This window comes from Pseudomonas sp. St316 (genome assembly GCF_018325905.1).
GTDB lineage: Bacteria > Pseudomonadota > Gammaproteobacteria > Pseudomonadales > Pseudomonadaceae > Aquipseudomonas.
In genome coordinates, this window is record NZ_AP021901.1 from 4,038,344 (window position 1) to 4,063,289 (window position 24,946).

The window sequence follows — 24,946 nt, forward strand, 5'->3', positions numbered from 1 at the left end:
TGAGCGCGTGGCCCCAGGTCACAGCAAGAAGCTGTTAGCGGGCCTTTTCAAGCCCAAGCGGTCCCGCAGCGTCCCAGGCTCATATTCCTTGCGGAAAACGCCTTTGGCTTGCAGCAAAGGCACCACGCCGCGTGTGAATGCTTCGAAATCCGTTGGCAAAAACGGAAACATGAGGTTGTAGCCATCAACGGCATTCGACTCGTACAGCGCTGAAAGCTTATCGGCAATATGTTCCGCCGTTCCGATCAGTAGCCAGGTACTGGAGCTCTTGACCAAGCGGCGCCCTATTTCGCGGATGGACAAGGAAGCATCGTACTTCTTGAGAAGGGCCAGTTCAGTTCGAATGCCATCGAACTCAGACTCATCCGGCAACGCGGGCAATGGACTGTCCGGCGAGAGCCCTGTCAAATCAAGACGGGTGTAACTGGAGACCAGGTCAATCGCCACGGCATCAATGATGAGGCTGTCCTCCAGTTGCCGGCGTCGCTGCTCCTCGGTCTCATCCTCCAGAACCACCGGAAGCACACCGGTAATGATTTTCAGATCACTGGAATGCCTGCCCTTCAACTCAAGTCGGCGATTTAGATCGGCCCTGTACGTCAGTCCCTCTTCGACCGAACTGATGAAACAGAAATGCACGTCCGCATGGGCAGCGGCCAGGTCCTTGCCCGCCTCAGAAGACCCCGCCTGGGCCAGGACCGGATGTCCTTGAGGTGGACGCGGCACGTTAAGCGGCCCACGCACATTGAAATGTGCCCCTTTGTGATTGATCGGGTGAATTTTCGATGGGTCGGCAAAATCGCCGGTGCCTTTGTCAAACTCAAGCGCACCCTCCTCCCAGGAGTCCCAAAGTTGCTTGACGACCTGAATGAATTCCTCGGCCCGCAAATAACGATCGCCGTGTTTCGTCACGCCTGACAATCCGAAATTCGAAGCCTCCTCTTCCAGCCAGGAAGTCACGATATTCCAACTGGCTCGCCCTGCACTGAGATAGTCCAGCGAAGCGAAATATCGTGCGAGGTTGAAGGGCTCGTTATAGGACGTCGAAGCGGTGCCCATCAGCCCGATGTGATCGGTCACCGCAGCCAGTGCGGACAACAGCGTAATCGGCTCAAGGCGGGCGTTGGCATAGTGCCTCAACCCGCTGGCCACGGAGTCCCAGACCGCGACGTGGTCCGCGACAAAAACCGCATCAAACTTCGCCGCCTCGGCCGCCTGCACCAGTTTTACGTAGTAACCCAGCGTCAATATCTCTTTGGTCGGTGACAGCGGGTGGCGCCAGGAAAAACGATGGTCACCCTGGGGATTAAAAAAGAACAAATTCAAAATCATGCTTTTATTGGACATAGCGCCTCCGGCTCCTAACCCCATGGCATTCAGGGGGTCGTCTTGATGGTATTTTCGGCGACCCACTGCGCCGCGACCTTGGCTGGATCCTTGTGATCGATATCAACGAGGCGATTGAGTTGTTTGAGGTCGTCATCCGTCAGCTTTGCAGAAACCTCGTTGAGCACCTTGGTGACTTCTGGGGTTAGCAACGCCTTGCGACCCAGCGGCGTGATGTTTTGCAAGGGTTGTTGATGCTTGTCGTCCTCGAGGACAACCCAAGGCTCTTTCGCCAGGATGCCTTGTGTGGAGACGACCGTGGCGACGTCGATAGCGCCTGAGTTCAACGCCAACCGCGACAACGGCCCGCCCATGTCCAGCGATTTGACGCTCTTGAAGTGGATACCGTAGACCGCCTCCAAGCCGGGCAGGCCTAATGCAGAAGTGGCGACTTCCGGCGGTCCGCCCAGGGTGAGATCACCTGAGACAGGGGCTAGGTCGGACAAAGTGTGCAAGTTGTACTTTTCTGCGGTTTTTTGGGTAACGGCCCAAGCGGTTATAGAGCCTGCGGACGAAGGTTCAAGCAACTGGAGGTCCGTCGGTAACTTCTGTTGCAACGCGCTGACGATTTCCTGTTGGCTGGTCAGGGCCGTCTTGTCGTCATAGAAACTCAGCAGCGATCCTATGTATTCGGGTACAACATCGACATCGCCGTTTTCCAAGGCCTTGGCGATGATCTGGCGATTACCCAGATTAAGCCGGGTCTTGACCTCAATCCCTTCATTTTTCAGGGCCGACGCGTAGATGTTTGCGAGAATCGTCTGCTCGGAGAAGTTGGCCCCGCCGATGGTGATGGATTGAGCACTGGCAAACGTGCTGCCAACCAGCAGTCCTAATCCCAGTAACAGTGAGACCGGGCACGGTGATCGAGCCTTCAAACGGTGTTCGTTTTTCATTTTGATTTGCACCTCTGCAGAATTGATAAGCACTTTCAAATGCCCACGATCATGTAGCACTCAGTTCAACATCGTTCGCTCGCCACTTTCGAACCATGAGCGTGTCTATCATCGAACACACCCACTCACTGACAATCGCAAGTGCCGACACCACCAATGCGCCGCCAATAATTTGCGGCGTATCATTTCGGCCAAGTCCGTCAATGAGAAACCTGCCGAGGCCGCCGAATCCCGCATAGGCGGCGATGGTGGCCGTTGCAATAAGTTGCACCAGGGCTGATCGAAAGCCAGAAAAGATCAGCGGAAAAGCCAAAGGTAATTCGAGCTGAATAAACATCTGCCATCTACGCATTCCCATCGATCTGGCAGCCTGCTTCAGAGACGAATCCACCTGATCGATGCCTACATAGGTATTGGTTAATATCGGCGGTATGCTCATGGTGACCAATGCGATAATCACCGTGCTGGTTTCGTACCCAATGACCATGATTGCAAGTATCACAATACCCAGCGAAGGCAATGCTCGCCCAATATTGAATACCCCTATCGCCACCTGCGCAGCTTTGCGGTAGTTAGCCATGAGCACACCAAGAGGCAACGCTATCGCACAAGCAATGGCAAGACTCAAAGACACATAATAAATATGTTCTGTCAGCCGAGTCAGTATCCCGTTCTCACCCAACCAATGATCAGGAAGAGAGAACCAAAGGCAGACCTCTGCGACCATATTCATTAGCGCACCCATGGGACCAGCCATTTATCGATTGAATAAAACAGAAAATCAAAACATAACGCCAACATCACCGTCAGGACCAGACTGACCGCCACAGGCGTAGTAAAGCTTTGCGCCAACCCAGTAATAAAAAGTTGCCCCAGCCCACCTTGACCAATTAACGCGGTAACCGTCACCAACCCAACCAAAGTCACCGAGGTCGTTCGCAGCCCCGCCAATAACGAAGGCAGCGCTAGTGAAAGCTCAACCCCAAAAAATCTCTGCATGCGCGTATACCCTAGTGCACGGGCTTCCTCCAGCACGTCCGGTGGGTTACTCGCAAGCCCCGCCAAGGTGTTCTGTAAAACAATAAGCAAGGAATACAGGCTCAAACCAATCACCGCCGTCGTCTTGGACAAACCGGTAAAAGGCATTATCAAAATGAACAGTGCCAGTGACGGAATGGTAAAGAGTATTCCGCTGACATAAATCATGGGCCGAGCCAATCCAGGCTTCCACAACGTCAAGAGCACCATCACGCCCGCTAACAGCAGCCCTATGCTCAGACCCAGGGTCACCAGCTGAACATGATCAAATAACAACTGGACGATCTGCTGCCAGTTTTCAATAATCCAGGCCCAGTCAATCATGGTGCACTTGCGAAGCGGCGTTCATTGAGCGCGCTGTGAAGGCTGGCAATCGAGAGGCACCCTTCATAACCGCCCGCCTCGTCCACTCTGACCACCACACCGATCGGAGCCGTTAGAATTTTAACCAGTGCCTGATGCAACGAATCATTATTCGACACCGTCGTAAGTTCGGGAGCCGCCTCATCCGACTCACCGACCCACTTCAGCGGATTGGACTTGTCATCCAGCAGGAGTTTGAATTCGCAACCGACTTCATCCGCCGGAAGATCAGAAACCTTCATCAGCGAAAGTCTTTTCAACAGTGGATCCTTGCCGATGAAGTGCTTCACGAACTCGCTGGCAGGTTGGGCAAGGATGTTGTGAGGTGTATCGAACTGAGCAAGCTTTCCTTCGCTTTCGAAGATGGCAATCCGGTCGCCAATCTTGATGGCCTCCTCCATATCATGGGTCACCAGGATAATGGTTTTATGCAAGCGCCTTTGAAGTGCAACCAACTCGTCCTGCAGTCGCTCACGTATCACCGGATCAAGCGCCGCAAAGGGTTCGTCCATCAATATAACCGGTGGGTCCGAGGCCAATGCCCGCGCCAGAGCGACACGACTCTTTTGGCCGCCCGACAACTGATTGGGGTATCGATCGAGAAATTCCGGCTGAAGTCCAACAAGGGAAATGAGCTCGCTCACGCGCTGGCGGATTTTATGCTTGCTCCAGCCTAAGAGCCGCGGTACTGCGCCAATATTTTCTGCAACCGTCTGGTGAGGAAACAAGGCAGAGCTCTGCATCATGAAACCAATGCCGCGACGCAGCACAACAACATCAAGCTCATCGGTCGCGAGCCCATTTACATAAATGCGGCCACTGTCCTGGCTATCCAGCCTATTGATCATTCGCAAAATGGTCGTTTTGCCACACCCGCTTGGCCCGACAAATACACAGATCTCCCCCTCTCGGACATGAAGCGTCAAATCGCTCACGGCCATTGCCGGGCTGCCTTTATGAGTTTTCTTGATGGCTTCAAAACGTATCATTTTCCGATGCCCAGATTAGCGTTCATATTTTCATTGCTCAGCAGGATGGCGAGGGCAATCCACTGGATTGACCAGATGCCGATGCAATAATTGGAAGTAGCCGTGAATGACATAGCCGTTGTTTCGAGCGATCCATTGCTCACGCCTGGCTCTATACACCCGGGGCAAATAAAACCAGGGCAATCCGGGAAGGTCGTGATGAACCAAGTGAAGATTGAGGTTCAGGAAGAGCCAACTCAAAAGCCCGGACGATTCATTGATCACCGTGCGGTGCTCCGGCAGCGCTGACGGGCGATGCTCGTAAAACGACCGGACCATTGAAATGGACAAGGCCGGCAGTGAAACCAAAAATATGTACTGCACGGCGCTGATGGCGCTGTACTGGTCAACCAAGGTCAGCAACACGGCAACACTTAGCATATGAACTGCCCACATCCGCCTGGCGCTTCCCCCCGCGAGAAATAATCCTCTGATCTCGCTACCCAGAAGGGATATCACTGCCGATGGCGCGCCCATCAGCAAGCGACCACCCAAGGTCTTATTTACCCAAAGCAACGCTTTCACATAACGAGGTGACTGCAGCCAGAAGGCACCTGTGACATAGCGACTTTCCGGGTCTTGCCCAGGCACCGTCAGCAACGCGTCGTTGTGATGCGCCAAATGCGTATCCCTATAAATATCGTAGGGGTACCACACGGCGAACGGCAGGAATCCAAAGGCTTTGTTTATGGCAGGCCAACGAGTTGGATGACCGTGGATCAGCTCATGCTGAATCGACAGCCAGAGCACGACTAATGGAATCAGCAGAACGATCGTGAATACTTCACCCAATGCTTGTCCATAAAAAACAATAACGGCCCAAGCCAGATAAAAACCAACTAGCAAAAGCCAGGTGGGCCATTCGGTTTGACTGGTGAATGTTGTGCTCAGCTTAACAATTTCAGCTCGATGAGCTTCATCCAAATAGTTTGGCATTGTGGTAAGTCGTTATAGGTAGCGCACTGATCAAGCGTCCAATCGCTCACGCTCCAAGCCATAACCTTATGGGGTCAGGGCAATACTTGAAGATGACTGGCTGGACTTAGGGTACGGAAATGACCGCAGTGATGCTTCACATGGCGTAGAGAAGAAACGCCAAGCCTTCGCTGATTGCACTGCAGGCTTCACTGTTGGCCTGACAAGGGAGAGGTTTGCCGGTAACGAATGGCACGGCAATGGAGGCACAAGGACTGATGTGGATATTGCCAGAGTGCGAAATCGCTACATGGGTTCCGTCATAAGACAGAGCCTCAGGGCTGATTGGGAAGATTCGGGCACCGGACATAGTCATACCACTGAATAAGGTTGAACATATCCGGCTGTCCGGTGAGCCACAATGTAGCACCGTGACTAATACGATCAAGGAATAAATTATATTATGCTTATTCATAAAAAGAATAAGTCTTGACAGTGCGCTTCCGCCACGGGCTGCCGGCTCTTCCAGCATGCAGCACGGTGAAGTTTATGACAGACCGGGATATGCTAAGGCGCCATCCACCCGGCTGGCCTGGCTTGCAAGGAAGGCGTCATGGAGTTCGTGGTTCATAGCTATTGCCTGAAAGGCGCACGCCAGGAGCCTTTGCTGCCCCCCGTCACCCTGACGCCGACCGAGTCGACCTTGACGGTCGCCGAGCTCATTCGCCTGACTGTTGCCGAGCAGATCGCCGCGCTGTCGGTCCAGCACTGGCTGGCACAGGTGTCGCTGCGTGAGGTGCTCGACCGCCAATACCTGAGCGAGCGAGACGTTCTTCAGCAGGCCAGTGAAGGCGCGGTTGTCATGCCTCAGGCCAGCGCGTCTCCGGACCTGGATGTCAGCGTTGAGGTCGAGCGCGCCCTGAAGGGTTTTGAAGCCCGTGCGTTCCGCGTTCTGCACAATGGCGTCATGCTGCAAAGGCTCGATGAGACCATTGAATTGAGTCCCCCTTCCACCCTCGCGTTTATCCGCCTGGTGCCGCTGATTGGCGGTTGATCTTCGTCGCTCACTTCCTCGGATACCCTTATGCAATCACGCCGTCCTGTGCCCGAACAAGCCACACGCCTCGCTGCACTGCGGGCATTTTGTGATAGCGCGTTGGATGCCTATCCCGAGCTCAGCGGATATGACGAATTCGAGTCCGATTTCTGGGATGGCATCGACTTGCTGCGCATAGCCGATGACTGGGTCAGGCAGCATCCCCAGGATGGGCCCAAAGCGCTGGCGGATGGTTTTGTGTTCCCAACCGTTTGGGACGATCTGGAGGACCGCCGCGATCAACAGCGCTATGGCCTGCAGTATCGACTTTGCGATGCGTGGATCACGGCCCACCCGAATGCCTATGCGTCGGAGCAGATCTGCGCGCGACTGCAGCACATGTTGCAATTTGCCTTTGAGGACAGTGACTATCCCTTGCCCACTGACGAGGATGGCCCGGCCTACTACCGAAGAAGCCCGGACCAGGCCTGGGCCTTCCCCGATGTTCAGGCCTGCCTCAATCGCCTGAGCCATTACCCGCCCACCCCGGCCTGGCAAACCTTTGCCGAATGGTTGCTGGACGGCAGCTGGAACCGTGTGCAGCCCCCTTCCCCATTTGACGAAGGACAAAGGAGAATCGCCGACGCGTATATCTACGCGCACAAGGAAATCCAGCGCATCGCGCTGGGCCTGCTGGAAGCGGGCGGCCTCGACTACCCTCGCTTCGTCCGGGCGGCCAATACCTGGGGCCGCGCCATGATGTTCTACTCAGCCGACGCCGGACTGGACAGCGATGATGTGAACCTGGATCGGTACGCCGATGAAGCGTTCGACGAGGACGATTCCAACGACGATGACCCGGAAGACGAAGGTCTCGATGAAGAGTCGTCCCAGGGTGATGACAGCCCCGATGAAGAACCCACGGCAGTGCCCCCTGAGCTGGCGAACTTCACCGTTCGTTATGTCGAGGACGCCCTGGCTGGATTGCCTGATAACGCCGAAAAACTGGCTGACACCTTCCGTTCGGTAGAGGTGTATCAGACCCGCTGGTTGCTGCAGGCCCTCGCGGTTATCGAACGGCTGGGCATGACGCCGGATAACTTCTTCGACAGCTTCGGCAGTACGGCCGCGGTGCTTGAACGCTTCCTATTGCTTCAAGAATTGCCCAAGAACCAGTCGGCAGAGCTGCTCGCGGCGCTGACCGGCTTTTCAAGAAACAGCCTGTTGACTGCCCTGCCCTACGCCGGACACGCCAGCCAAGTGGTGCTCGACGCGCTCGGTTGGAGCGACCTGCAAGCCTTCCAGCGTGAATACCTGAACATTGCCCTGGCACCTCGGTCCGGCTGGGGCAGCGACCTGCCCAATACACTGGATGAAACCGTGGGTGTGGTGGACCGCTACCTAATGGACAAGGCGCTGGCCGAGGCCGACCCAGACCACCTGCGCGAGTACCTCGCGGCGCTCGAACCTTCGCACTGGGCGTTTCCCGAGACGCGTGTACTGCTCAACGCCTACCAGGGCATCGGTCGAGCGGCGCTGGAAAAGAAGTTGACCCGCCACGCACAGCCGGCAATGCGCATCTATGGCGTGCTGCCCGTCACGGGTCCCGACGACGTCCGCCAGCGCTATCTGACGCTCAAGAAACTGCACAAAGAGGTGCGTAAATACGGCGCTCAACGACAGGCCAACTCCCATGCAGCGGTGCAGGCAGGACTGGAAAACCTGGCGCGTGTCGCCGGTTACCCTTCGGCGATGCGCCTGGAATGGGCCATGGAATCGGAGATTGCCGAGTCCGCCCTGACGGCCGCGACCATCGACGGCTATGACGTCAGGCTGGTGATCGATGGTTTATCACCCGTGCTGCACATCAGCAAAGCTGCAAAGACGCTCAAGACCGCACCGCCTGCGGTTCGCAAAAACGCAGATTTCATCGCCCTCAAAACCCAGCAAACCCAGCTCAAGGAACAGATCGCCCGTTTCTGCCGCACCCTGGAAGCGATGATGAGCAGCGGCGAGACCCTGGCCCTGGACGACCTGAAGCTGCTGTTGAAAATGCCCGCGATTCGCCTGCTGCTCGAACAGCTGATTGTGCAGGCCGACGACGCTGCGCTGGGCTGGCTCGATGCCGCAACGCTGACGGTGACTGACCTTGAAGGCCGCCAACACGTGGCTGAGAAGACGCTGCGTATCGCTCACCCTTTTCATCTATTCACGGCCGGACAACTGTCGGCCTGGCAAAAAGAAGTGGTGACCCATCGCCGTGTACAGCCGTTCAAACAGGCCTTTCGCGAGCTGTACCTGCTAACACCTGCCGAGCGAGACACCGGCCTGTGGTCAAACCGATTTGCCGGCCACCGCCTCAAAGGCAAAGTCGCCGCCCGGTTGCTGCAGGTCCGCAACTGGTCGACCTCAAGCGTCGAGGACATCTATTACGAGAGCAAAGAGCACGGCATTTACGCTATGTTCAACTTTCTGGATACCGGCCATTTCCTCTCGGAAACCGAACACTTTACCTTCGACACGATTGCGTTCCACCGCGACCACAAAGCCATACCCCTTGATCAAGTACCGCCGCTGCTGTTCTCGGAAGTCATGCGTGACGCCGACCTGCTGGTCTCCGTGGCCCACGCCGCAGACGGCTACAGCACCAGCAACGAAACCTTGCAACGACGCGCCGAACTGGTCGGCGAGTTGATTCAGGGGCTGGGGTTGCGAAACGTCAAATGTGAAGGGCACTTCCTGCACGTGACCGGCCAGCGTGCGAACTACCGCATTCATCTGGGCAGTGCGGCCATCCATATCGAACCCGGCAACTACCTGTGCATCGTGCCCGCAGGCAGCAGCTCCACGGAGTTCTACCTGCCGTTCGCCGACACCGACAAGAAAATGGCCGAGGTGCTGAGCAAGATGTTTCTGTTGCTGGACGACATGAACATTACCGACAACCTGATACTGGAGCAGATACAGCGCGGCGGTTGATCCCGGTGTTCACCGCATACTCAGCGGCGCATCAAGGGGAATATCGAGGATAAAAGTTGCACCTTGTCCGGTCCCGTCGCTGTGCACGGTCAAGCTGCCACCCATTTCCTGCGCCGCGAGCGCGCAGCTGTGCAAGCCGAAACCGTGACCGTCTTTGCGCGTCGTGAAGCCATGGGAAAAGAGACGCGCCAGGTGCTCAGGCGCAATCCCATTGCCGTTGTCGGCCACGGTGATACGCAATGCTGACCCGTCAACGAGGGACGCGCTGAACGTGATGCAGGGACTGCGATCGATCACGCCGTTCAACGCCTGCTTGGCATTGCGGATCAGGTTCACCAGAATCAGCAGGACCCGGTGTCGGTCCAGCGCCAGCAGCGGCAAGTCGGCAATGTCCTTGACCACCGTCACCGCCTGGCCCGCCAATGATCCGGTGCTCATGCGCAAGGCATCATCGATCAACTCCGGGACCGGCACTGTCTCGACGATACTGACAGCCACGGCATAGGACTGCTGGGCAGCGACAATGGTTTTGATATGGTCAATGCCCTTGGTGAGTTGCTCGAGTTCTTCGATGATGCTCAGTTGCTCCGTCGCCACCACCTCCGCCAGCTTGAGCAGGTAGCCGGGCAGCATCTTCCCTTTGTGGTCTGTGGTGAGAAAATCGCTCAGGTCATTGGCGTGTTCGCTCAGCATTTGAGCCACCTTGCCCAGCCCCTGGGCCTTGGAGGTGCGCATCTGGCTGCTGACCAGTTCTGCCGATACATTCACGCTGTTGAGGACGTTGCCGACGTTGTGCAGCACAGTGGTGGCGATTTCGGCCATGCCCGCCTGACGGGATTTTGCATGCAGTTCGGTCTGCACCTGGCTCATGCGCAGCGCCGCCCGTACGCGAGCCTTGAGCTCCAGCGGCGAGAAGGGTTTGGCGATATAGTCATCGGCGCCACTTTCCAGCCCGGAGACGCAGGCCTCGCTACCGCCGCGGGCGGTCACCAGGATCACCGGTAAATGGGCGAAACCGGCGCTGGCTTTGATTCTGGCGGTCAGGCCGAAGCCGTCGAGCTCCGGCATCATCACATCCGAGACGACGACATCGATGGGGCGACGTTGCAGAAGTGCCCAGGCCTGCTCTCCGTCTACGGCGGTGGCGACGATGTAGTCGTCGTGCAAAAGCTCGCTGAGATAGCTAAGCATTTCCGGGCTGTCGTCGACCACCAGCACTTTGGATCGCGAGGCGTGTTCCGGATACTGCTCGTCGTCTGCGCCTGGCGTCGAACCTTGATCGTTGCGACTGCCATGACGCCCGTCGTCGAAGCGCAGGTGGCGCTGCTCGGTTGCGCTTGCGGTGCTCGGTGACGGCCGCTCATGCATATGGCTGACGTCGGTCGGCACCGTGTTTTGCTCATTCCCCAGCGGAAGTCGAACAAAGAAGCACGAACCCCGTCCGGGCTCGCTGTTGACGCCGACCTCGCCCCCCATCAGTTCGACCAGATCCTTGACCAGGGCCAGACCGATGCCTGTGCCGCTGTAGTGGCGCGTGGCGGAATTGTCGATCTGGGAAAAACGCTGGAACAGCAACGGCAGTTTGTCAGGCGCAATGCCAATCCCCGAGTCTTGCACCGAAAATTCAAATCGCTCGCCATCCATCGCAGTTACTGCCAGGTGCACGGTGCCGCCAGCGGGCGTGAACTTGATGGCATTGCTCACCAGGTTGAGCAGAATCTTTTCGAAGTGTCGAGGGTCCAGGAACACCGTGCCAAGCGCAGGATCGATGCTGCAGGTCAAGGTGCAACCTTTGCCCTCGGCCACCATGGCGGCATCCTCCGCCAGCACGCCCACCGCCTCGTTCAAGTCAATGGGCGCTGGACACAACTCGAATTTGCCCGCTTCGGCCTTGGAGAAATCCAGGATGTCGTTGACCCGGTTCATCAAGCGCAGCGCGTTGCGTTGGGCCCGCTCGATTTGCGCACGCCAGTCCGCCGGCGGGGTCGCCGCCGCCGAGAGCTGCTCCAGAGGGGCGAGAATGAGAGTCAGGGGGGTGCGCAGTTCGTGGCTGACCGTGGCCACGAAATCGCTCTTTGCCTGGTTAGCCGTCTCGGCCTGGTTGCGCGCCTGAATGAGCTCGACGGCCTGCGCCTCCAGCACCTCGGTCTGCTGGTGCAGCGTGTCGGTCCGCTCGGCGACCATTCGTTCCAAAGAGGCCTGGACTTGCTGTCGTTCGGCTTCGGCCTCGGCCTCCAGCACCCGGATGCGCAGGGCATTCTCCTGGAATACCCGTACGGCGCGGGTCATGATTCCAATCTCGTCGCCGCGTTCGGCGCTGGCGATCTCGGCATTCAGGTCGCCGGCCGCAAGCCGGCGCATGACCGAGGCCAGGGCCACGATGGGCTGGGCAACAAATCGCGACGTGCTCCAGGCGATGGCGCCGGCCAGCAGGATGGCGACGGTACCTGCAATGATCGTCGCAAGCATGCCGCGATCATTGTGGACCAAGGCGTCGGCGCGCGCCTGGCCGGCAAAGCGCGCCACCAACAGGCCGGCGCTGCGTGCCTCGTTGCGAACCTGGTCGCGCGCGCCGCTCAAGGCGTTGCTCGCCAGATGGAACCGGGCGAATGCCGCTCGGTAGCCGGCAATCTGATCGCTGACCGTCAGGGGTGTCGCGTTGGCTTGCAGCCCCACGGACGAAGGGAGAACGCGAGAGAGACGGGAAAGCTCGTCCAGGAGGTCGCCGACCGAGCCGGCGACCTCTGTCGACGGTGACAGGCGAAACGACAAGGTCTGCGCCTCCAGGGTGGCAACACGCTCGGCGAAACGCTTGGACAACGCGGCTGCATTGTGCAGCAAACCGGTGGTTGCCTGGATATCGTTTGCGTCACGGGAAACATGCTCGTCCATTTCACCCAACATGACATCGAGGCGCTCGACCACATCCCCAACGGCGGCGAGATGCTCCAACGCCTCGCCTCCCCGCAGCTTGGGCGCCTCGCCAAGGTGCTCGACCGCCAGGCTGGCAGCAGCGACCGCCGTCGCCAACTGGTCCAGGCTCTCTCGCTCCTGCGGCGTAACCATCAACTCGCGCAATTGTTCGACCACGGGCGGGAGTGCCGCGCAGGCGTTCCGCGCCGCGGTGGCGGCTGCCCCATCACCGCTCACCAGCATCTTGGCCACGCTGGCAATGATGACCCGCTCGCCGTCGCGCAGGATATCCAGGATGCGGTGAGCACTTTCGATGCCGCTCACCCGCGCCTCGTGCTCAGCGGCGCGGGCATCGATCCCCTTCAGCCCATCGGCGATGCCCTGTTCGACGAGGATCGTCGCCTCTCGCATCCGCCCGTAGTGGGCTGTCATGTTCTCCGTTTCGCCGTCCATGGTCAGGCTCGCCGCCCTCAAGGCGGCGATTGCCGCGGCGAGCCTTTCCAGACTGCCTTTGAGCGATTGCGCCTCCGCCACCGGAATGGCGGTGAGGCCAGCGATCGCCGTCGCCACCATGCCTTCGGCCTGGGACAGGCTCTCCTGGTCGCGGGTGGCGATGAAATTTTCCACCCGTCCGGTGGCCCCGTTGACCGAGGCCAGAATTTCCGCGGAATGGCTGGCCGAATCCACCGCACGGACCATGCCGCGCAGGCCATAGAGGTTCACCAGCGATACCACCAGCATCAGAAACACCAGCGCGGCGACCGCCAGGCCAATCCTGACGGCGATGGGCCTGTCCGTGGCAGGTCGGAATGTCGACATGGCGCCTCGCCCCCCGTCCGCCATTACTGCTTCGTCACCTCCGGCGAAGGCGTCGGGGCCGCCGTATTGCTGATGCCCGCGTCGATCATCGCCGCAACGGAAGCCTGGCTATAGAGAGGATTGGCAGCACCGCCCACCGGCATGGTGGCGAGCCAAGTGTCCAGGTCTTTCGCATCAATGCGTACCAGCGGTACCTCGACGAACTTCGGCACCTGCTTGCCCGCCAGAATCTGCTGGGCCACCCAGAAACCCACCTGGGAGACACTCGGGGAAGCGGAGACAGAGACAGTCTCGTAGCCATTGGCATCGCGCTCCTGTTTCCACAGGGCGAGTTCATCCTGACGGTTCCCCATCACGATAATCGGCAAAGGGCGTCCCGCCGCCTTGAAGGCCATGGCTGCGCCATAACCGTCGCCCCCCTGAGTCGCGACGGCATCAATGCTAGGCAACGACGGCAGCGCCAACGCCACCTCCTTGCGCGCGACAGAAGCCGTCCAGTTCCCGTAGACAGTCTTGGCGAACTTCAGGCCTGGATAGTCGCCAGCGGCCTTGCGAATACCGTCACTGATGTTTTTATCGGTGGCATCGCCGGCAATGCCGCGAATCTCCAGCAGCGTTCCGTTGCCCTTGAGGCGCCCGGCGATATAGTCCATTTCCACGCGACCCATGGCGGACCAGTTGTAGTCCACCGTATAGACGCAGCGTTCGGTGACCAGGCTGGCCATGACGACCACCACGATGCCGGCGTTGCAAGCATCGCGGATCACCCCGTTGAGGGCCGTATCGGACGCGGCCAGGATGACGATGGCGTTGACGCCGTTGACGATCATTTCCTGGATATGGGCCGCTTGTTCCGACGCCGAGTTGTTGGCGCTGACCACCGGAGCCTCCCGGATCAAGCCATCCTTTTGCGCCTGGGTCGCTATCTCCTGCCAGTTGCGCACCATCACCTTGCGGAAATCACTGCCCGCGTAGGAGTTGCTGAAGGCAATGCTATAGCTTGCGGTAGGGCCGCCGGCGATACCGCCGTCGGCAGCTTGGGCTGGATGGGTGGCAACCATTGCCAAACCAGTCACACAACCGGCGACGCGCCACAGGATTTTGCGGATCGGCTTGGTGTTCATACCGTTCTCCATCGTGCTGGGGATTTACAGTCAATGGTCAAAGTACGTCGATGGACACGCATTACCAGGCTGCTCATTCGGCCATTCCAATAACAGAACGGGGCATGAAGAATCAGACGCATACAGACTCCTTCCTTGGCGGGCGACAATTAAAACCAACACATAGCCTGCAGTGGCAATGAGCATAGTCTCAACGTGCCCGCTGCGCGCGCGGCCATGGAGGATTTCAGTCAACTGATCGCCCAGCAAAATTACACCGGCTACAAACCTGGGTACCGCTTTTGCACTCAGGGCTGAACCTTGACTGCTCGTCGACATTGACAATGCCTGATCATCCAGGACAGCATCTGCCCATGCCCCATACACCCAGCATGAACATGATGTGCACCTCGACGACCGCCTCTGGCGGGCCGTGAGGTCATGCGTTCTTAAAATATGACGTAATTACCCCAAAGCCCCGCCAGAAAATGGATGGGGCTTTTTTGTTTCCCGTCCGCCTTTGGCTAACGGAGAAAAAATGCTTACGATCAGACGAGCAACGCAAAGCGACTCCCAAACAGCATTCGACATTCGCCTTCTAGCGATACGTCACCAATGCGTCGACGCCTATACCGCGGAGCAGATACCAGGATCGCCTGAGAGTGGGTATAGCGAAGTGATGGAGTTGGACGCGCTGTTTGAAGAGCGCTTCATGCGTTCGGCCAGCGAACTGAACAGCGGTGTAGAGCCGGCATCCGCCGCGCTCGTCGCAACGGCCATGCTGCATTCACAGGCAGTACGAGCGCGGACGGGAGCAAGTCGTGAAGAACTGACTAAGGTGGTTCATTCGGCGGTTGATCTGATCTGTGGTCCCATTCCATAGCTAACCATCATTTGGGTTAATCAAACCTCTGAGTTGGAGGCTGTTTGCAACGTCGAGGCGATGAGGTCGCGTAGCCACCTATGGGCGGGATCCCGGTGCAGTCGTTCGGGCCACAGCATGAGCATTTCAAAACCCGGAATGGCGAGTGGAGGCGCCTGGACGTGAAGTGATGGTTCATCTCGCACCAGCCTTTGCGGCACCACCGCAACCAGGTCGCTGTGCGCCAATGCGCTGATGAGCGAGTTGAAATTGGGCACTGATAATACGACTCGTCGTTCCAGACCTTTAGCTGCCAGTGCCTGGTCAGTACTTCCAAAGAACCCGGCGCCATTGGGTGACATGACGGCATGCTCAAGGCCGCAGAACGCTTTGAGCGATAGCTTGGTTGCCAAAGCGGGATGACCGCGCCGCCCTGCCAGCACATAGCGTTCGTGAATCAACGACCGCTGACGCAGTTTTGGCGGCGCCTCATCACGAGTGTGCAGCGCCAGGTCGAGCTGGCCGTTTTCCAGGTCATTGGCAAGGCTGGCGGGATGTTTGTTCAACAGCGCCAAGCGGGTATTCGGGGCCAGGCGCCTGAGCAGCGCCAGCGACGGCCAGACTAAAGCAGTCGTTGCGTAATCACTGGCAGCAACCCTCCACGTCTGGTTAGACAGCGAGGGCTCGAAAGCGGCACCCGGACTCAGTGCACCTTCCAAAGCCAGCAGCGCTTCACGCAGTGGCCCGCGCAATTCACGGGCACGCTCGGTAGGCGCCATCCCTCGGGGGCCGGGCAGCAACAAGGGGTCGTCCAGAATGTCTCGCAGCCGACCCAGCTGCAGGCTGACGGTCGGTTGAGCGAGATTGAGCAATCGCGCCGCCCTTGTAACGTTTTGCTCAGACAACAGCGCATCCAGCGTGACCAACAAATTAAGATCCAGACGACGCAAGGTATTGTGCATGTAAATACCATATGTTTCGGAAATTCATTTCTATCATACCGGGCTCATCGTTACGGTGAGGACTTCATTCACTCGGAGCCCCTCATGAAGATACTGCTGATCTACGCCCACCCTGAACCTCGTTCGCTCAATGGCTCGCTCAGGGATTTCGCGATCGCTCACCTGAAAACCGCAGGTCACGAGGTCAAGGTCTCGGACCTGTACGACATGCGTTGGAAGGCGCCCATTGATCAGGATGACGCCCCAGGCTATGACGACGAAAAACCGTTCAACCCGGCGATAGAATCGCAGCGTGTATTTGCCGCCGGCACCCAACCGGCAGACGTCGAGGAGGAGCAAGCCAAACTGCTCTGGGCGGATGCCGTGATCTTTCAATTCCCACTGTGGTGGTTCTCGATGCCTGCGATCCTCAAGGGCTGGGTCGAACGCGTCTACGCCTACGGATTTGCCTACGGTGTCGGCGAACACAGCGAAAGCCACTGGGGCGATCGCTATGGCGAAGGCAGCATGGCAGGAAAGCGGGCGATGCTGGTGGTCACCCTGGGCGGATGGGAGTCTCATTACAGCGATCGAGGGGTAAACGGTGCCCTGGATGACCTGCTATTCCCCATCCAGCATGGGGTGCTTTTCTATCCTGGGTTCACTGTCATGCCGCCCTTCCCCATCTATAAAACCAGCAAAATGGACGCTGCTCGGTTCAAGCAGCTCTGCACGGCATATGCGGCTCGGCTGGACAACCTGTTCGATGATCAGCCCGTGCCATTTCGGCGCCAGAATGCCGGGGACTATGAGATTCCGGCATTGACACTCAAGCCGCATCTTGCACCCGGCCGTCACGATTTGGGCATCCACATCTGCGGGAGCATGACGTCTGAAGGCTAGGGAGTCCGGTGGCGCGATGATCTTTCGCTCTGGCGGGTTCGCACAGGGACCGCGTCCATACTCCCACCATTGACCTGAAGACGCTGGCCGATGCGCTTAAGCGCCCCCTCCTTACCCGACTTCAAAGACGCAGCAGGCGCTCGGCATTACCATGAGCGATGAGTGCTTTCTCGGCATCGCTAATGGGGAGCGCGTCGATAAAGGCTCGCGCGCCATCCAAGCTCTGGTAGGGATAGTCGATGGAGTGCAGGATGCGCTCAGAGCCCATCAACGAATGAATGAACTGAAAGTGTGGCAGCGTCAGCATGCCGCTGGGGGTGACATACACATGCTCGCGATAAGTCTGCACGATGGGCCGTTTCAGGCCGCAGGCCTCCTGTGGAATGGAATCTTCCAAACGCTGGAGGTAGAACGGCACCATTTCCCCCCAGTGCCCGCTGATGACCTGCAGATGTGGGTAACGGTCAAACACACCTGCAAGCAATAAACGCACGACGTGGATACCGGCTTCGTTGTGCCAACCCCAAGCAAACATCGACAGGCGAGCGGTTAGCTCGCGATCAAACCCCCCGTAGTACGGAGCCTGAACCGCCGGCAGCGGCAGGCCAGGATGGACGAACAGCGGCACCTGCATTTCATCGAGCGCTGCCAGGATCGGTGCATAGCGCGGATCGTCCAGAAACGTTTCGCCGGGACGGCCGTTGATGAGTGCGCCTTTGAGGCCTAGCGCCTTTACTGCCCGCTCCAACTCCCGTGCAGCTGCTTCCGGCGCCTGCCATGGGAGGGTTGCAAAGCCGGCGAAGCGTTCTGGATGGGCGTGGGCAGCCTCCGCCAGCCTGTCATTGGCGGCTCGATTCAGATCAATGGCTTCTTGTGCAGGCAACAGCTGGGGGAACCCTCCATAGGAAAGCACCTGCATGCCAATTCCCGCGGCGTCCATGTCCGCCAAACGTGCGGCGCCCATCTCCAGGGCCTTTCTTGCCGACTCGCTGGCCGCTATCACATGCGGGCGACTGGCATCCGTGACATTGCGACCGTCGGTTACGCGACTCCCCCAATCAGCAAGATAAGGAGCCTGCGCCAGTGCGCGCATTTGCGCAGCTTTGCCAATGGCAGGATCGAGTACATGCTCTTCGACGCAGATCAGTTTCATAATGACTTCCTTCGTTCCGAAAATTGATCGCCCTTCACGAGCGCGCTCTGTCGCCTTCAAAGCGTGCCCGTTGCCAACTTCGGCGAATGTTGTGAATGGCCAATCAAACCGATACAGTTCTAACCGTCGAAAGAGTGCTGACCAGATGGTAGCCCGGTCACCGTTCCACGGAACGGCAACTCCTCCCCCTTGGGGGTATCCGCGACACCTAGCCCGGCTTGCCGGTTGCGAAGGTGTGCCCGCGGACAACCTCACCAATCGTCGGCACACCTTCTCTATCAATACGGAAGGAAAGACGACGATGAAACTTACAGACAACACCATCCTCATTACTGGCGGCGCAACAGGCATCGGTTTGGCGCTTGCCAAGCGCTTTGCTAGCGAAGGCAATCAGGTCATCATCTGCGGGCGTAGCGAGACTGCCTTGCGGCAGGCCAAGGACGAGGTGCCGGCTCTGGTCACGCACGTCTGCGACGTGGCCGACGCGGTCAGTCGCCGTGCATTGGTTCAGTGGTTGAAGACCCACCATCGGGGCCTGAACGTCCTGATCAACAATGCCGGCATCCAGGCGCATCGCGACTTCACCACCGATCCTGCAACGGACAGTCTGGATCAGGAAGTGGCGATCAATTTCACTGCGCCCATCCACTTGATTGCCGACTTGTTGCCTACGCTCAGGCAGCAAGCCCAAGCCTATGTGATTAACGTCAGTTCGGGCTTGGCCTTCTCGCCTATGGCTGACGTGCCGGTCTACTGCGCCACCAAGGCTGCGATTCACTCTTTCACGCTCAGCCTGCGGCACCAACTCAAGACGACTGGCATCCGAGTGATCGAGATCGCCCCGCCGATCGTCGATACCGGGCTGGGTGGCGGCGCCCGCAGCGAAGGCACCGTCAATCACATGAGGGTCACCCCCGACGACTTCGCCAAGGAGACACTCGAGCAACTTGCCCAAGGCAAGGATGAAGTGCTGATTGGTGTTTCGGCCAAGACACGCGAACTTGGAGAGGCCATGTTCGACAGAATGAACGGTCTCATCTGATTCGAACCCAAGCGGGCCTTGAACGATCGTGGCTGCATGCGTACCTCCGTCAGGTCGTCGCCTTCAACCGGGCGACGACCGCTTCGCCAACGCCGCGCGCTGAGGCGGGGTTTTGGCCGGTCACCAAGCGTCCATCGGTGACCACTTGCTCTGACCAGTTAGGGGCTGGTAGATGCAGCGCGCCGCGCGCCTTCAACGTGCTCGCCAGCAAATACGGCACAACCGTGGCGTACTTGACCTCGGCCTCTTCCTCATCCGTGAAGGATGCGAGCTTCTTGCCGGCGACAAGGTAGCTGCCGTCCGACAATGTCGCGTTCACCAGGGCGGCCGGGCCGTGGCAAACGGCCGAGACGATGCCGCCGGCCTCCCATATCTCGCGAATGACCTTCTGCACAGCCTGGCTGTCCGCGAAATCCCACATCGTGCCATGGCCGCCGGCGAAGAAGACCGCCGAGTAGTGCGAGGGGTCAAGATCACTGAGCACCAGGGAATGAGCCAGCGCGTCTCGAAAACGCTTGTCCTTCCAGTAGCGGTCGTTGGTCGAATCGGACAAGTCGAAGAAGTCGATCGGCGGATGACCGCCTCGGATGGAAGCGATCTCCACCGCAATGCCGGCCGCTTCGAAGACTTCCAGCGGATGGGTCAGCTCAACCATGGCGAAACCAGTGGGTTCGCCACTGTCGCCGCGGATCGGGTGGCTGGTGACCACGCACAGGATGGGCTTGATTGTGCTTGTCATGTTTTTAATTCCTCAGGACTTTATCGTGGCCATAGCGGCGAAGCGCGGTGGATCCCATCGGCGCCTCCTGTCATGGGCCTCAGGCGTTCCCGGCAGCGAACAGCGCTTCCCAGTTGGTGAAGGGTCCGAGCGGGATGACCTCCCAATCAATGAGGCCTGCCTTGGCGAGCGGAAACTCGGCCAACGCCGCCTTGGCGACTTCGACAGATTCGGCTTCGGCGATGATCGCGACACCGGGACGATCCTGCCGGAAATAGATATCCCGGATAATGTCGCCCTTGTACATCTGCCAGGTGTGGCGGACTTCGTCGGCCATGTGTGGAGCATATTTTTCCATCGTGGCGCCGGGCTGCGGGACGTCGAGGCAAAGCAATTTCATGGTCTTGTTCCTGGATTGGATTGAGGCGAAACGGCTTATACAGAATTGAAGCGACGGACAGTCTGGGCGACCCGTTTGCCCAGATAAGAGGCGGTATCGAGATCACTGCGAATCGGTGTGAGATCGGCGCCTTGATCGTTGTTCGACTGCGTCATGGCGCCGAGCCAACTGCCATGACGATTGAGGTCGTTCTCGCTGCCGGTGCTACTGCTGTTGCCCGGCATCATGTCCAGACCGACCCAGATCATGCCGTGCTGAGCGGCGAACAGCGCCATGGAGACCAGCGAGTTCAGCTTGTCGCCGTGCTGCGCGCCAGAATTGGTGAAGCCGGCAGCGAGCTTGTCGCGCCACTTGAGTTCGATCCACGCGGCCTTCGTGGAATCCTCAAAGAACTGCTTGAAACGGGCGCTGATCAGGCCGTTATAAGTCGGTGAGCCGAAGATAATCGCGTCGCTCTTCTCTAGCCGCTCCCAGTCGATCGGCCCATTCGCTACGGCGATCAGTCGGACGTCGGTACCGTCGACCGCTCTGGCGCCTTCAGCAACTGCCTCGGCCACACGCGCGGTATGACCATAACCGCTGTCATACACAATTGAGATCAACTTCATATAACTCCCCCGTTCTTGGCCATAGGCGAGATCCATAGGCAGGTCGTTCTTTTGATGTGAACCACACGTTGCAAAAAGCACAGAGACACATGTGCTGCTGTGCTACTTTAAAGTAGAACCACATTCAGCATTGGAGGTAATAATTCCCACCAATGAATCCTTTAATTCTACAATTGCAGAGAGCTAAATCGTGCGGGATAGATTCGATGGCGTGCAGCTGTTCGTCGAAGTCGTCGATGCCGGTGGTTTTGCGAAAGCCGGTGAACGGGTTTCCTTGACGCGCTCGGCAGTCGGCAAGGCGATTGCACGTCTAGAGGAGCGACTGGGCGTTCAGCTGTTTCAACGGACCACGAGAACCCAGTGCCTGACCGAGGATGGCCAGCAGTACTATGAGCGCTGCCTGCGTGCGATCGATGAGTTGCGCGCGGGTGAAACCATGCTGGAGAACGGCCGGCGGGAGGTCGTCGGCAAGCTGCGAGTCACTCTTCCTGTTTTGTTCGGGCGCTATCGCGTCGCGCCCATCTTGCGGTCTTATGCACGCCAACATCCCAACCTCGAGCTGGAGCTGAACTTCAGCGATCGCCAGGTTGACTTGATCGCCGAGGGTTTTGACCTCGCAGTACGCAACGGTCGGCTAGGCAATGGCTCGACCCTGCAGGCGCGCCAGTTAGTCAGTCAACGAAAGGTGCTGTGCGCCTCGCAGGCTTATCTCGAAAAACGAGGCGAGCCAAACACGTTAGCCGATCTTACTGACCATGACCTACTTCCCTACTGGCGCAACGATCACGGTTTGGCGTGGAAGCTTCCCGACGAAAAAGGCGCGCTCGTTGACGTTCTTGTCAGCTCACGCCTGCGCTTGGACGACTTGGAGGCGATTGCAGATGCTGCCGCCGAGGGCATGGGCCTGGCTTGGCTTCCTTACTGGCTGATCCGGGACCGGATGCAACAGGGCTCACTGGTGGAGATATGGGGAGATCGGCCTAGAGCAGCCATGGAGTGCTACGTGGTCTGGCCTGCTGCCCAATATCAGCCGCTTCGATCTCGACTTGCGATCGACGTGCTCGCCTGCGAGTTGGAGAAATACCCGCAAGACTGATAGCACCCTCGATGTTTGAAAGGTAAATCATGCGCAGCGGCATCAGCCCCCATGGATCCAAGGAGATATCACATGACGAAGAACAGAAAACGACTCCTCACGGCAGCATTTTTCTCCGGCATGGCATGTAGCCTCGGAACAGGTACGGTGCAGGCACAAGAGACACCCACGACCGTCGTACGCATTGCCGAGTTGGTGATCGATCCGGCACAGCTTGATGCCTACAAAGTGGCCCTCAGGGAAGAGATGGAAGAATCCATCCGTGTTGAACCCGGCGTGCTCGCCATCTACTCAGTCGCGGAAAAGGAGAAGCCCAACAGCCTTCGTTTTTTCGAGATTTACGCTAGCGAGCAAGCCTATCGAGCACACATCGAATCCGCGCACTTCAAGAAATATGTAGCGATCACACAGCCAATGATCTTGTCGCGCAAGCTGATTGAAACACAGCCCGTCCAACTCAGCGCCAAAGCGCTACAGCCTGACTGACGACCCACGTCACCTCGATCTTGCGAAGGAGCATTGCCAATGAAGTTATCTTGAGCAGGATCGGAGTACGCCAAGATCCGGCCCTTCCGGCAGCGATCAGGCCATACCAATGCCTATATCGTCGAAGGCGAGCCTAAGTAGAAAACTCACCGACCGCTTTATGTTTTTTCATCGTAGAAGGCGATGCGAAGGCCAGGCCTGTCCTTGGAAACAAGAATGTTGATGCGATAGCTTCGCCAACGGCCCTGTGCATCGCGCAGCGTAATGTCCGTATCGCCGATCGGGAGGATTTCGGGATCATCCCACCATCCCACCGTTTGTGGGACAGCCTGAAGAACCTCGTTGAGGATGGCCTTTAGAACCGGGCTCTTCCCTCCCGTCAGGTAGTCATGGCGCGCCTTGAGCAGCACAAGCCTCGCGGCGAACTGCCAGTCTTGAATCTTCTGCCGGAAGTGGTCGGAAAAGAAGACGATGCGGAGCATATTCGGTCGCGGCAATGCGAAGTCTTCAAACAGGATCCTTGCCGCTTCGTTATGAGCTAGCACATCCCAAGAGCTGTCCATGATGTAGGCGGCTTGATCAAGCGCATTGATCATCGTGACCAGCGACTGAGGAAGCTCGGCACTTTCAGCCCCATCCGCAAATGTCTCACGGCCAGCCAGTGCAAAAAGGTGCTCCCGTTCGGCTCGGTCGAGCCGAAGCCCTCGCGCCAATCGCTGGAGGAAGTCGTCCGATACCGCTATGTCGCGCCCCTGCTCAAACCAGGTGTACCAGGTCAAGCCGACACCTGCCAACGCGGCGACTTCCTCACGACGCAGGCCTGTGGTTCGACGGCGGCGGCCCTGTGGCAGGCCAAGTGATTCTGGAGATGTACGCTCGCGACACTGGCGGATGAAGTCCGACAGCGCCTGTCTGGCCGGCACGCGCGTTAATCGATCAGCCGTCACTTCACACCCCGCAAAGCATCACTTTAGTAACAGTATAAATACCCCATTGTAACAGGATCTATTGTGCGTAATCTCTGGGGTACGAAGTGTTCGAAATGCCAGGCTCGGGAGGTTGAATCGTATGCTCCTCTACCAATTTCAGAAGGGGACGAATCCGCGGCGCGTTATTATCTACCTCAGCGAAAAGGGGATTGACGTTCCGCGATATGAACTTGATTACGCGGGAGGGGAGCACAAGTCGCGCGAATACCTTGCAATCAATCCCAGCGGACGAGCCCCGACACTTATCACGGATGAGGGTGTGCCGATTACCGACTCCGCCGCCATCGTCGAGTATCTGGAGGAGCTGTATCCCGACACACCAATGATTGGGACCGACGCCATTTCTCGATCAAAAATACGCTCGCTTGAACGCCTGGGCACTGATCTGGTGGTCCGGTCTCAGCTTTGGCTGTGGAACGTCACCCAATCCTTTCCTGCCAAGGAACCGTCCCCATCGCTGGAGGTTGCCAACAGGCTCTTTGGGTACGTCACCGAAATATTGGATGTCCTGGAAATGACAATCGGGGACAACGAGTTCCTGGCAGGAAACAGCCCTACGATCGCTGACTGCACGGTGTTTTCAATTTTTCAAACATGCCGGGAGAGGTTCGACCAAGCCTTCGGCGTCGATCATCCGCGCCTTGATGCCTGGTACAAGAATTTTCGCCAGCGACCTAGCGCCGAGTATTAGGAGACTAGCGATTTGAACACACCCAAGGCCATGACCTGCGATTCAAAAAATCTGAAAGCAAGCGACGACCCCGTCTTCGTTCCGATCAGGCCATCCAAAATCAGAATGGCAATCGTCATGATGGTATTCGTGTACCCCATCGTGACGCTTCTGCTTTACGCATTGAACCCGCTGGCTGACAACTGGGCTGTATGGCACCGAACACTGGTTCTAACACCCATCACAGTAAGCCTCATCGTCTTTGTCGTGAGCCCGTTTGCAATCAAACACCTGGATTGGTTCTTGCGCCCTCGCGCAGCGCCTGGAAGGGGCACGAATTAATCTGCGCCCCAGGTGGCCGGTACCTATTCATTCACCCAAGCTGTCTTCAGGCCCGTCTCCCCAGTTGCACCCGATCAGTTCGACCCTGAGTGACTAGGGAGTGGCCGCCGCGTCTCCGACGCTGCGCTGTCGCGCAGTGAACTAGGCTTTGTGGCGAGGGGATTTATCCCCTCGCCACAAAAGGCGGCGCTCGACTCACTGAGATACGTCGCAGAACTGTTTTTAGGAGAGAATTTTTACTATCAAAATCAGCAGGTTGT

General features: G+C 58.0%; 23 protein-coding genes and 2 pseudogenes. 9 read left to right on the forward strand and 16 right to left on the reverse strand.

What is annotated here, in order from left to right; all coding sequences use genetic code 11:
- Positions 1 to 18: 18 nt before the first annotated feature.
- Genes KI237_RS17780 through KI237_RS17805 form a run of 6 tightly spaced genes read right to left on the reverse strand, consistent with a single transcriptional unit; the run spans position 19 to position 5,647 of the window.
- Complete coding sequence (locus KI237_RS17780) at positions 19 to 1,347, reverse strand: LLM class flavin-dependent oxidoreductase (protein WP_212796381.1); 1,329 nt, start codon at positions 1,345 to 1,347, stop codon at positions 19 to 21.
- Positions 1,348 to 1,376: 29 nt separating this feature from the next.
- Positions 1,377 to 2,282, reverse strand: coding sequence for an ABC transporter substrate-binding protein (locus KI237_RS17785; RefSeq protein WP_212796382.1), 906 nt, complete (start codon positions 2,280 to 2,282; stop codon positions 1,377 to 1,379).
- Between the two features lie 49 nt (positions 2,283 to 2,331).
- The gene (locus KI237_RS17790) at positions 2,332 to 3,015 is read right to left on the reverse strand and encodes an ABC transporter permease (RefSeq protein WP_212796383.1); all 684 of its coding nucleotides are present in this window, start codon (positions 3,013 to 3,015) and stop codon (positions 2,332 to 2,334) included.
- Positions 3,015 to 3,644: an ABC transporter permease gene (locus tag KI237_RS17795; protein ID WP_212796384.1), complete on the reverse strand. Its 630-nt coding sequence runs from the start codon at positions 3,642 to 3,644 to the stop codon at positions 3,015 to 3,017. The genes KI237_RS17790 and KI237_RS17795 overlap by 1 nt, the downstream gene beginning before the upstream one ends.
- Positions 3,641 to 4,672, reverse strand: coding sequence for an ABC transporter ATP-binding protein (locus KI237_RS17800; RefSeq protein WP_212796385.1), 1,032 nt, complete (start codon positions 4,670 to 4,672; stop codon positions 3,641 to 3,643). The genes KI237_RS17795 and KI237_RS17800 overlap by 4 nt, the downstream gene beginning before the upstream one ends.
- Positions 4,673 to 4,702: 30 nt before the next feature.
- The gene (locus KI237_RS17805) at positions 4,703 to 5,647 is read right to left on the reverse strand and encodes a fatty acid desaturase (RefSeq protein ID WP_212796386.1); all 945 of its coding nucleotides are present in this window, start codon (positions 5,645 to 5,647) and stop codon (positions 4,703 to 4,705) included.
- A gap of 592 nt (positions 5,648 to 6,239) precedes the next feature.
- Here KI237_RS17805 and KI237_RS17810 point away from each other — a divergent pair.
- Both KI237_RS17810 and KI237_RS17815 read left to right on the forward strand, forming a co-directional pair.
- Positions 6,240 to 6,680: a hypothetical protein gene (locus KI237_RS17810; RefSeq protein WP_212796387.1), complete on the forward strand. Its 441-nt coding sequence runs from the start codon at positions 6,240 to 6,242 to the stop codon at positions 6,678 to 6,680.
- Positions 6,681 to 6,710: 30 nt separating this feature from the next.
- On the forward strand, positions 6,711 to 9,641 hold the full coding sequence (locus tag KI237_RS17815; protein ID WP_212796388.1) for a DUF4132 domain-containing protein: 2,931 nt from the start codon (positions 6,711 to 6,713) through the stop codon (positions 9,639 to 9,641).
- Positions 9,642 to 9,650: 9 nt separating this feature from the next.
- On the opposite strand, the gene KI237_RS31065 is transcribed toward KI237_RS17815, so the two are convergent.
- The 4 genes and pseudogenes from KI237_RS31065 to KI237_RS17825 all read right to left on the reverse strand — a co-directional run bounded on the left by KI237_RS31065 (position 9,651) and on the right by KI237_RS17825 (position 14,497).
- A complete protein-coding gene (locus KI237_RS31065) occupies positions 9,651 to 10,511 on the reverse strand; it encodes a sensor histidine kinase (RefSeq protein ID WP_502937128.1) in 861 nt (286 codons plus the stop codon).
- Positions 10,512 to 11,009, reverse strand: a pseudogene (locus KI237_RS31070) (response regulator transcription factor); the annotation flags it as partial.
- A gap of 48 nt (positions 11,010 to 11,057) precedes the next feature.
- Positions 11,058 to 13,397: pseudogene (locus tag KI237_RS31075) on the reverse strand (sensor histidine kinase); the annotation flags it as partial.
- On the reverse strand, positions 13,397 to 14,497 hold the full coding sequence (locus KI237_RS17825) for an ABC transporter substrate-binding protein (protein WP_212796390.1): 1,101 nt from the start codon (positions 14,495 to 14,497) through the stop codon (positions 13,397 to 13,399). The pseudogene KI237_RS31075 and the gene KI237_RS17825, both read right to left, overlap by 1 nt.
- A 517-nt stretch (positions 14,498 to 15,014) precedes the next feature.
- Here KI237_RS17825 and KI237_RS31080 point away from each other — a divergent pair.
- Entirely contained in the window at positions 15,015 to 15,359 is a 345-nt protein-coding gene (locus tag KI237_RS31080; RefSeq protein WP_502937035.1) for a hypothetical protein, read from the forward strand.
- Between the two features lie 20 nt (positions 15,360 to 15,379).
- Here the strand turns inward: KI237_RS31080 and KI237_RS17835 are convergent, their stop codons facing one another.
- Positions 15,380 to 16,300, reverse strand: a complete 921-nt coding sequence (locus KI237_RS17835; RefSeq protein WP_212796391.1) for a LysR family transcriptional regulator — start codon at positions 16,298 to 16,300, stop codon at positions 15,380 to 15,382.
- A gap of 84 nt (positions 16,301 to 16,384) precedes the next feature.
- On the opposite strand from KI237_RS17835, the gene KI237_RS17840 reads away from it, so the two are divergent.
- Positions 16,385 to 17,182 carry an NAD(P)H-dependent oxidoreductase gene (locus KI237_RS17840; protein WP_212796392.1) on the forward strand — a complete coding sequence of 266 codons (798 nt, stop codon included), beginning with the start codon at positions 16,385 to 16,387 and terminating at the stop codon, positions 17,180 to 17,182.
- Positions 17,183 to 17,303: 121 nt separating this feature from the next.
- Here KI237_RS17840 and KI237_RS17845 read toward each other — a convergent pair whose 3' ends face one another.
- Positions 17,304 to 18,335, reverse strand: coding sequence for an amidohydrolase family protein (locus KI237_RS17845; protein WP_212796393.1), 1,032 nt, complete (start codon positions 18,333 to 18,335; stop codon positions 17,304 to 17,306).
- 301 nt (positions 18,336 to 18,636) lie between these two features.
- Here KI237_RS17845 and KI237_RS17850 point away from each other — a divergent pair, with 301 nt between their 5' ends.
- Entirely contained in the window at positions 18,637 to 19,377 is a 741-nt protein-coding gene (locus KI237_RS17850) for an SDR family oxidoreductase (protein ID WP_212796394.1), read from the forward strand.
- 49 nt (positions 19,378 to 19,426) lie between these two features.
- Here the strand turns inward: KI237_RS17850 and KI237_RS17855 are convergent, their stop codons facing one another.
- The 3 genes from KI237_RS17855 to KI237_RS17865 form a co-directional block, all read right to left on the reverse strand.
- Positions 19,427 to 20,116, reverse strand: coding sequence for a type 1 glutamine amidotransferase domain-containing protein (locus KI237_RS17855; RefSeq protein ID WP_212796395.1), 690 nt, complete (start codon positions 20,114 to 20,116; stop codon positions 19,427 to 19,429).
- A 79-nt stretch (positions 20,117 to 20,195) separates the two neighbouring features.
- Positions 20,196 to 20,495 carry a superoxide dismutase gene (locus tag KI237_RS17860; RefSeq protein WP_109754029.1) on the reverse strand — a complete coding sequence of 100 codons (300 nt, stop codon included), beginning with the start codon at positions 20,493 to 20,495 and terminating at the stop codon, positions 20,196 to 20,198.
- Between the two features lie 35 nt (positions 20,496 to 20,530).
- Positions 20,531 to 21,103, reverse strand: coding sequence for a flavodoxin family protein (locus tag KI237_RS17865; protein ID WP_212800640.1), 573 nt, complete (start codon positions 21,101 to 21,103; stop codon positions 20,531 to 20,533).
- Positions 21,104 to 21,314: 211 nt separating this feature from the next.
- Between KI237_RS17865 and KI237_RS17870 the strand changes: the two genes are divergently transcribed.
- Both KI237_RS17870 and KI237_RS17875 read left to right on the forward strand, forming a co-directional pair.
- A complete protein-coding gene (locus KI237_RS17870) occupies positions 21,315 to 22,199 on the forward strand; it encodes a LysR family transcriptional regulator (protein ID WP_249410627.1) in 885 nt (294 codons plus the stop codon).
- Between the two features lie 72 nt (positions 22,200 to 22,271).
- Positions 22,272 to 22,685 (forward strand): putative quinol monooxygenase, encoded by a 414-nt coding sequence (locus tag KI237_RS17875; protein WP_249410628.1) that lies wholly within the window; start codon positions 22,272 to 22,274, stop codon positions 22,683 to 22,685.
- 158 nt (positions 22,686 to 22,843) lie between these two features.
- On the opposite strand, the gene KI237_RS17880 is transcribed toward KI237_RS17875, so the two are convergent.
- The gene (locus KI237_RS17880) at positions 22,844 to 23,632 is read right to left on the reverse strand and encodes an MmyB family transcriptional regulator (RefSeq protein WP_212796397.1); all 789 of its coding nucleotides are present in this window, start codon (positions 23,630 to 23,632) and stop codon (positions 22,844 to 22,846) included.
- A 121-nt stretch (positions 23,633 to 23,753) separates the two neighbouring features.
- Here KI237_RS17880 and KI237_RS17885 point away from each other — a divergent pair, with 121 nt between their 5' ends.
- Positions 23,754 to 24,365, forward strand: coding sequence for a glutathione S-transferase family protein (locus KI237_RS17885; protein ID WP_212796398.1), 612 nt, complete (start codon positions 23,754 to 23,756; stop codon positions 24,363 to 24,365).
- Between the two features lie 30 nt (positions 24,366 to 24,395).
- A complete protein-coding gene (locus KI237_RS31085; RefSeq protein ID WP_502937129.1) occupies positions 24,396 to 24,686 on the forward strand; it encodes a putative antibiotic biosynthesis monooxygenase in 291 nt (96 codons plus the stop codon).
- Positions 24,687 to 24,946: the final 260 nt, after the last annotated feature.

What these genes read in the sequence shown, in the direction of transcription:
- KI237_RS17780 (WP_212796381.1), bottom strand. Translation starts at nt 1,347, where the DNA reads ATGTCCAATAAAAGCATGATTTTGAATTTGTTCTTTTTTAATCCCCAG.
- KI237_RS17785 (WP_212796382.1), bottom strand. Translation starts at nt 2,282, where the DNA reads ATGAAAAACGAACACCGTTTGAAGGCTCGATCACCGTGCCCGGTCTCA.
- KI237_RS17790 (WP_212796383.1), bottom strand. Translation starts at nt 3,015, where the DNA reads ATGAATATGGTCGCAGAGGTCTGCCTTTGGTTCTCTCTTCCTGATCAT.
- KI237_RS17795 (WP_212796384.1), bottom strand. Translation starts at nt 3,644, where the DNA reads ATGATTGACTGGGCCTGGATTATTGAAAACTGGCAGCAGATCGTCCAG.
- KI237_RS17800 (WP_212796385.1), bottom strand. Translation starts at nt 4,672, where the DNA reads ATGATACGTTTTGAAGCCATCAAGAAAACTCATAAAGGCAGCCCGGCA.
- KI237_RS17805 (WP_212796386.1), bottom strand. Translation starts at nt 5,647, where the DNA reads ATGCCAAACTATTTGGATGAAGCTCATCGAGCTGAAATTGTTAAGCTG.
- KI237_RS17810 (WP_212796387.1), top strand. Translation starts at nt 6,240, where the DNA reads ATGGAGTTCGTGGTTCATAGCTATTGCCTGAAAGGCGCACGCCAGGAG.
- KI237_RS17815 (WP_212796388.1), top strand. Translation starts at nt 6,711, where the DNA reads ATGCAATCACGCCGTCCTGTGCCCGAACAAGCCACACGCCTCGCTGCA.
- KI237_RS31065 (WP_502937128.1), bottom strand. Translation starts at nt 10,511, where the DNA reads ATGAGCCAGGTGCAGACCGAACTGCATGCAAAATCCCGTCAGGCGGGC.
- KI237_RS17825 (WP_212796390.1), bottom strand. Translation starts at nt 14,497, where the DNA reads ATGAACACCAAGCCGATCCGCAAAATCCTGTGGCGCGTCGCCGGTTGT.
- KI237_RS31080 (WP_502937035.1), top strand. Translation starts at nt 15,015, where the DNA reads ATGCTTACGATCAGACGAGCAACGCAAAGCGACTCCCAAACAGCATTC.
- KI237_RS17835 (WP_212796391.1), bottom strand. Translation starts at nt 16,300, where the DNA reads ATGCACAATACCTTGCGTCGTCTGGATCTTAATTTGTTGGTCACGCTG.
- KI237_RS17840 (WP_212796392.1), top strand. Translation starts at nt 16,385, where the DNA reads ATGAAGATACTGCTGATCTACGCCCACCCTGAACCTCGTTCGCTCAAT.
- KI237_RS17845 (WP_212796393.1), bottom strand. Translation starts at nt 18,335, where the DNA reads ATGAAACTGATCTGCGTCGAAGAGCATGTACTCGATCCTGCCATTGGC.
- KI237_RS17850 (WP_212796394.1), top strand. Translation starts at nt 18,637, where the DNA reads ATGAAACTTACAGACAACACCATCCTCATTACTGGCGGCGCAACAGGC.
- KI237_RS17855 (WP_212796395.1), bottom strand. Translation starts at nt 20,116, where the DNA reads ATGACAAGCACAATCAAGCCCATCCTGTGCGTGGTCACCAGCCACCCG.
- KI237_RS17860 (WP_109754029.1), bottom strand. Translation starts at nt 20,495, where the DNA reads ATGAAATTGCTTTGCCTCGACGTCCCGCAGCCCGGCGCCACGATGGAA.
- KI237_RS17865 (WP_212800640.1), bottom strand. Translation starts at nt 21,103, where the DNA reads ATGAAGTTGATCTCAATTGTGTATGACAGCGGTTATGGTCATACCGCG.
- KI237_RS17875 (WP_249410628.1), top strand. Translation starts at nt 22,272, where the DNA reads ATGACGAAGAACAGAAAACGACTCCTCACGGCAGCATTTTTCTCCGGC.
- KI237_RS17885 (WP_212796398.1), top strand. Translation starts at nt 23,754, where the DNA reads ATGCTCCTCTACCAATTTCAGAAGGGGACGAATCCGCGGCGCGTTATT.
- KI237_RS31085 (WP_502937129.1), top strand. Translation starts at nt 24,396, where the DNA reads ATGACCTGCGATTCAAAAAATCTGAAAGCAAGCGACGACCCCGTCTTC.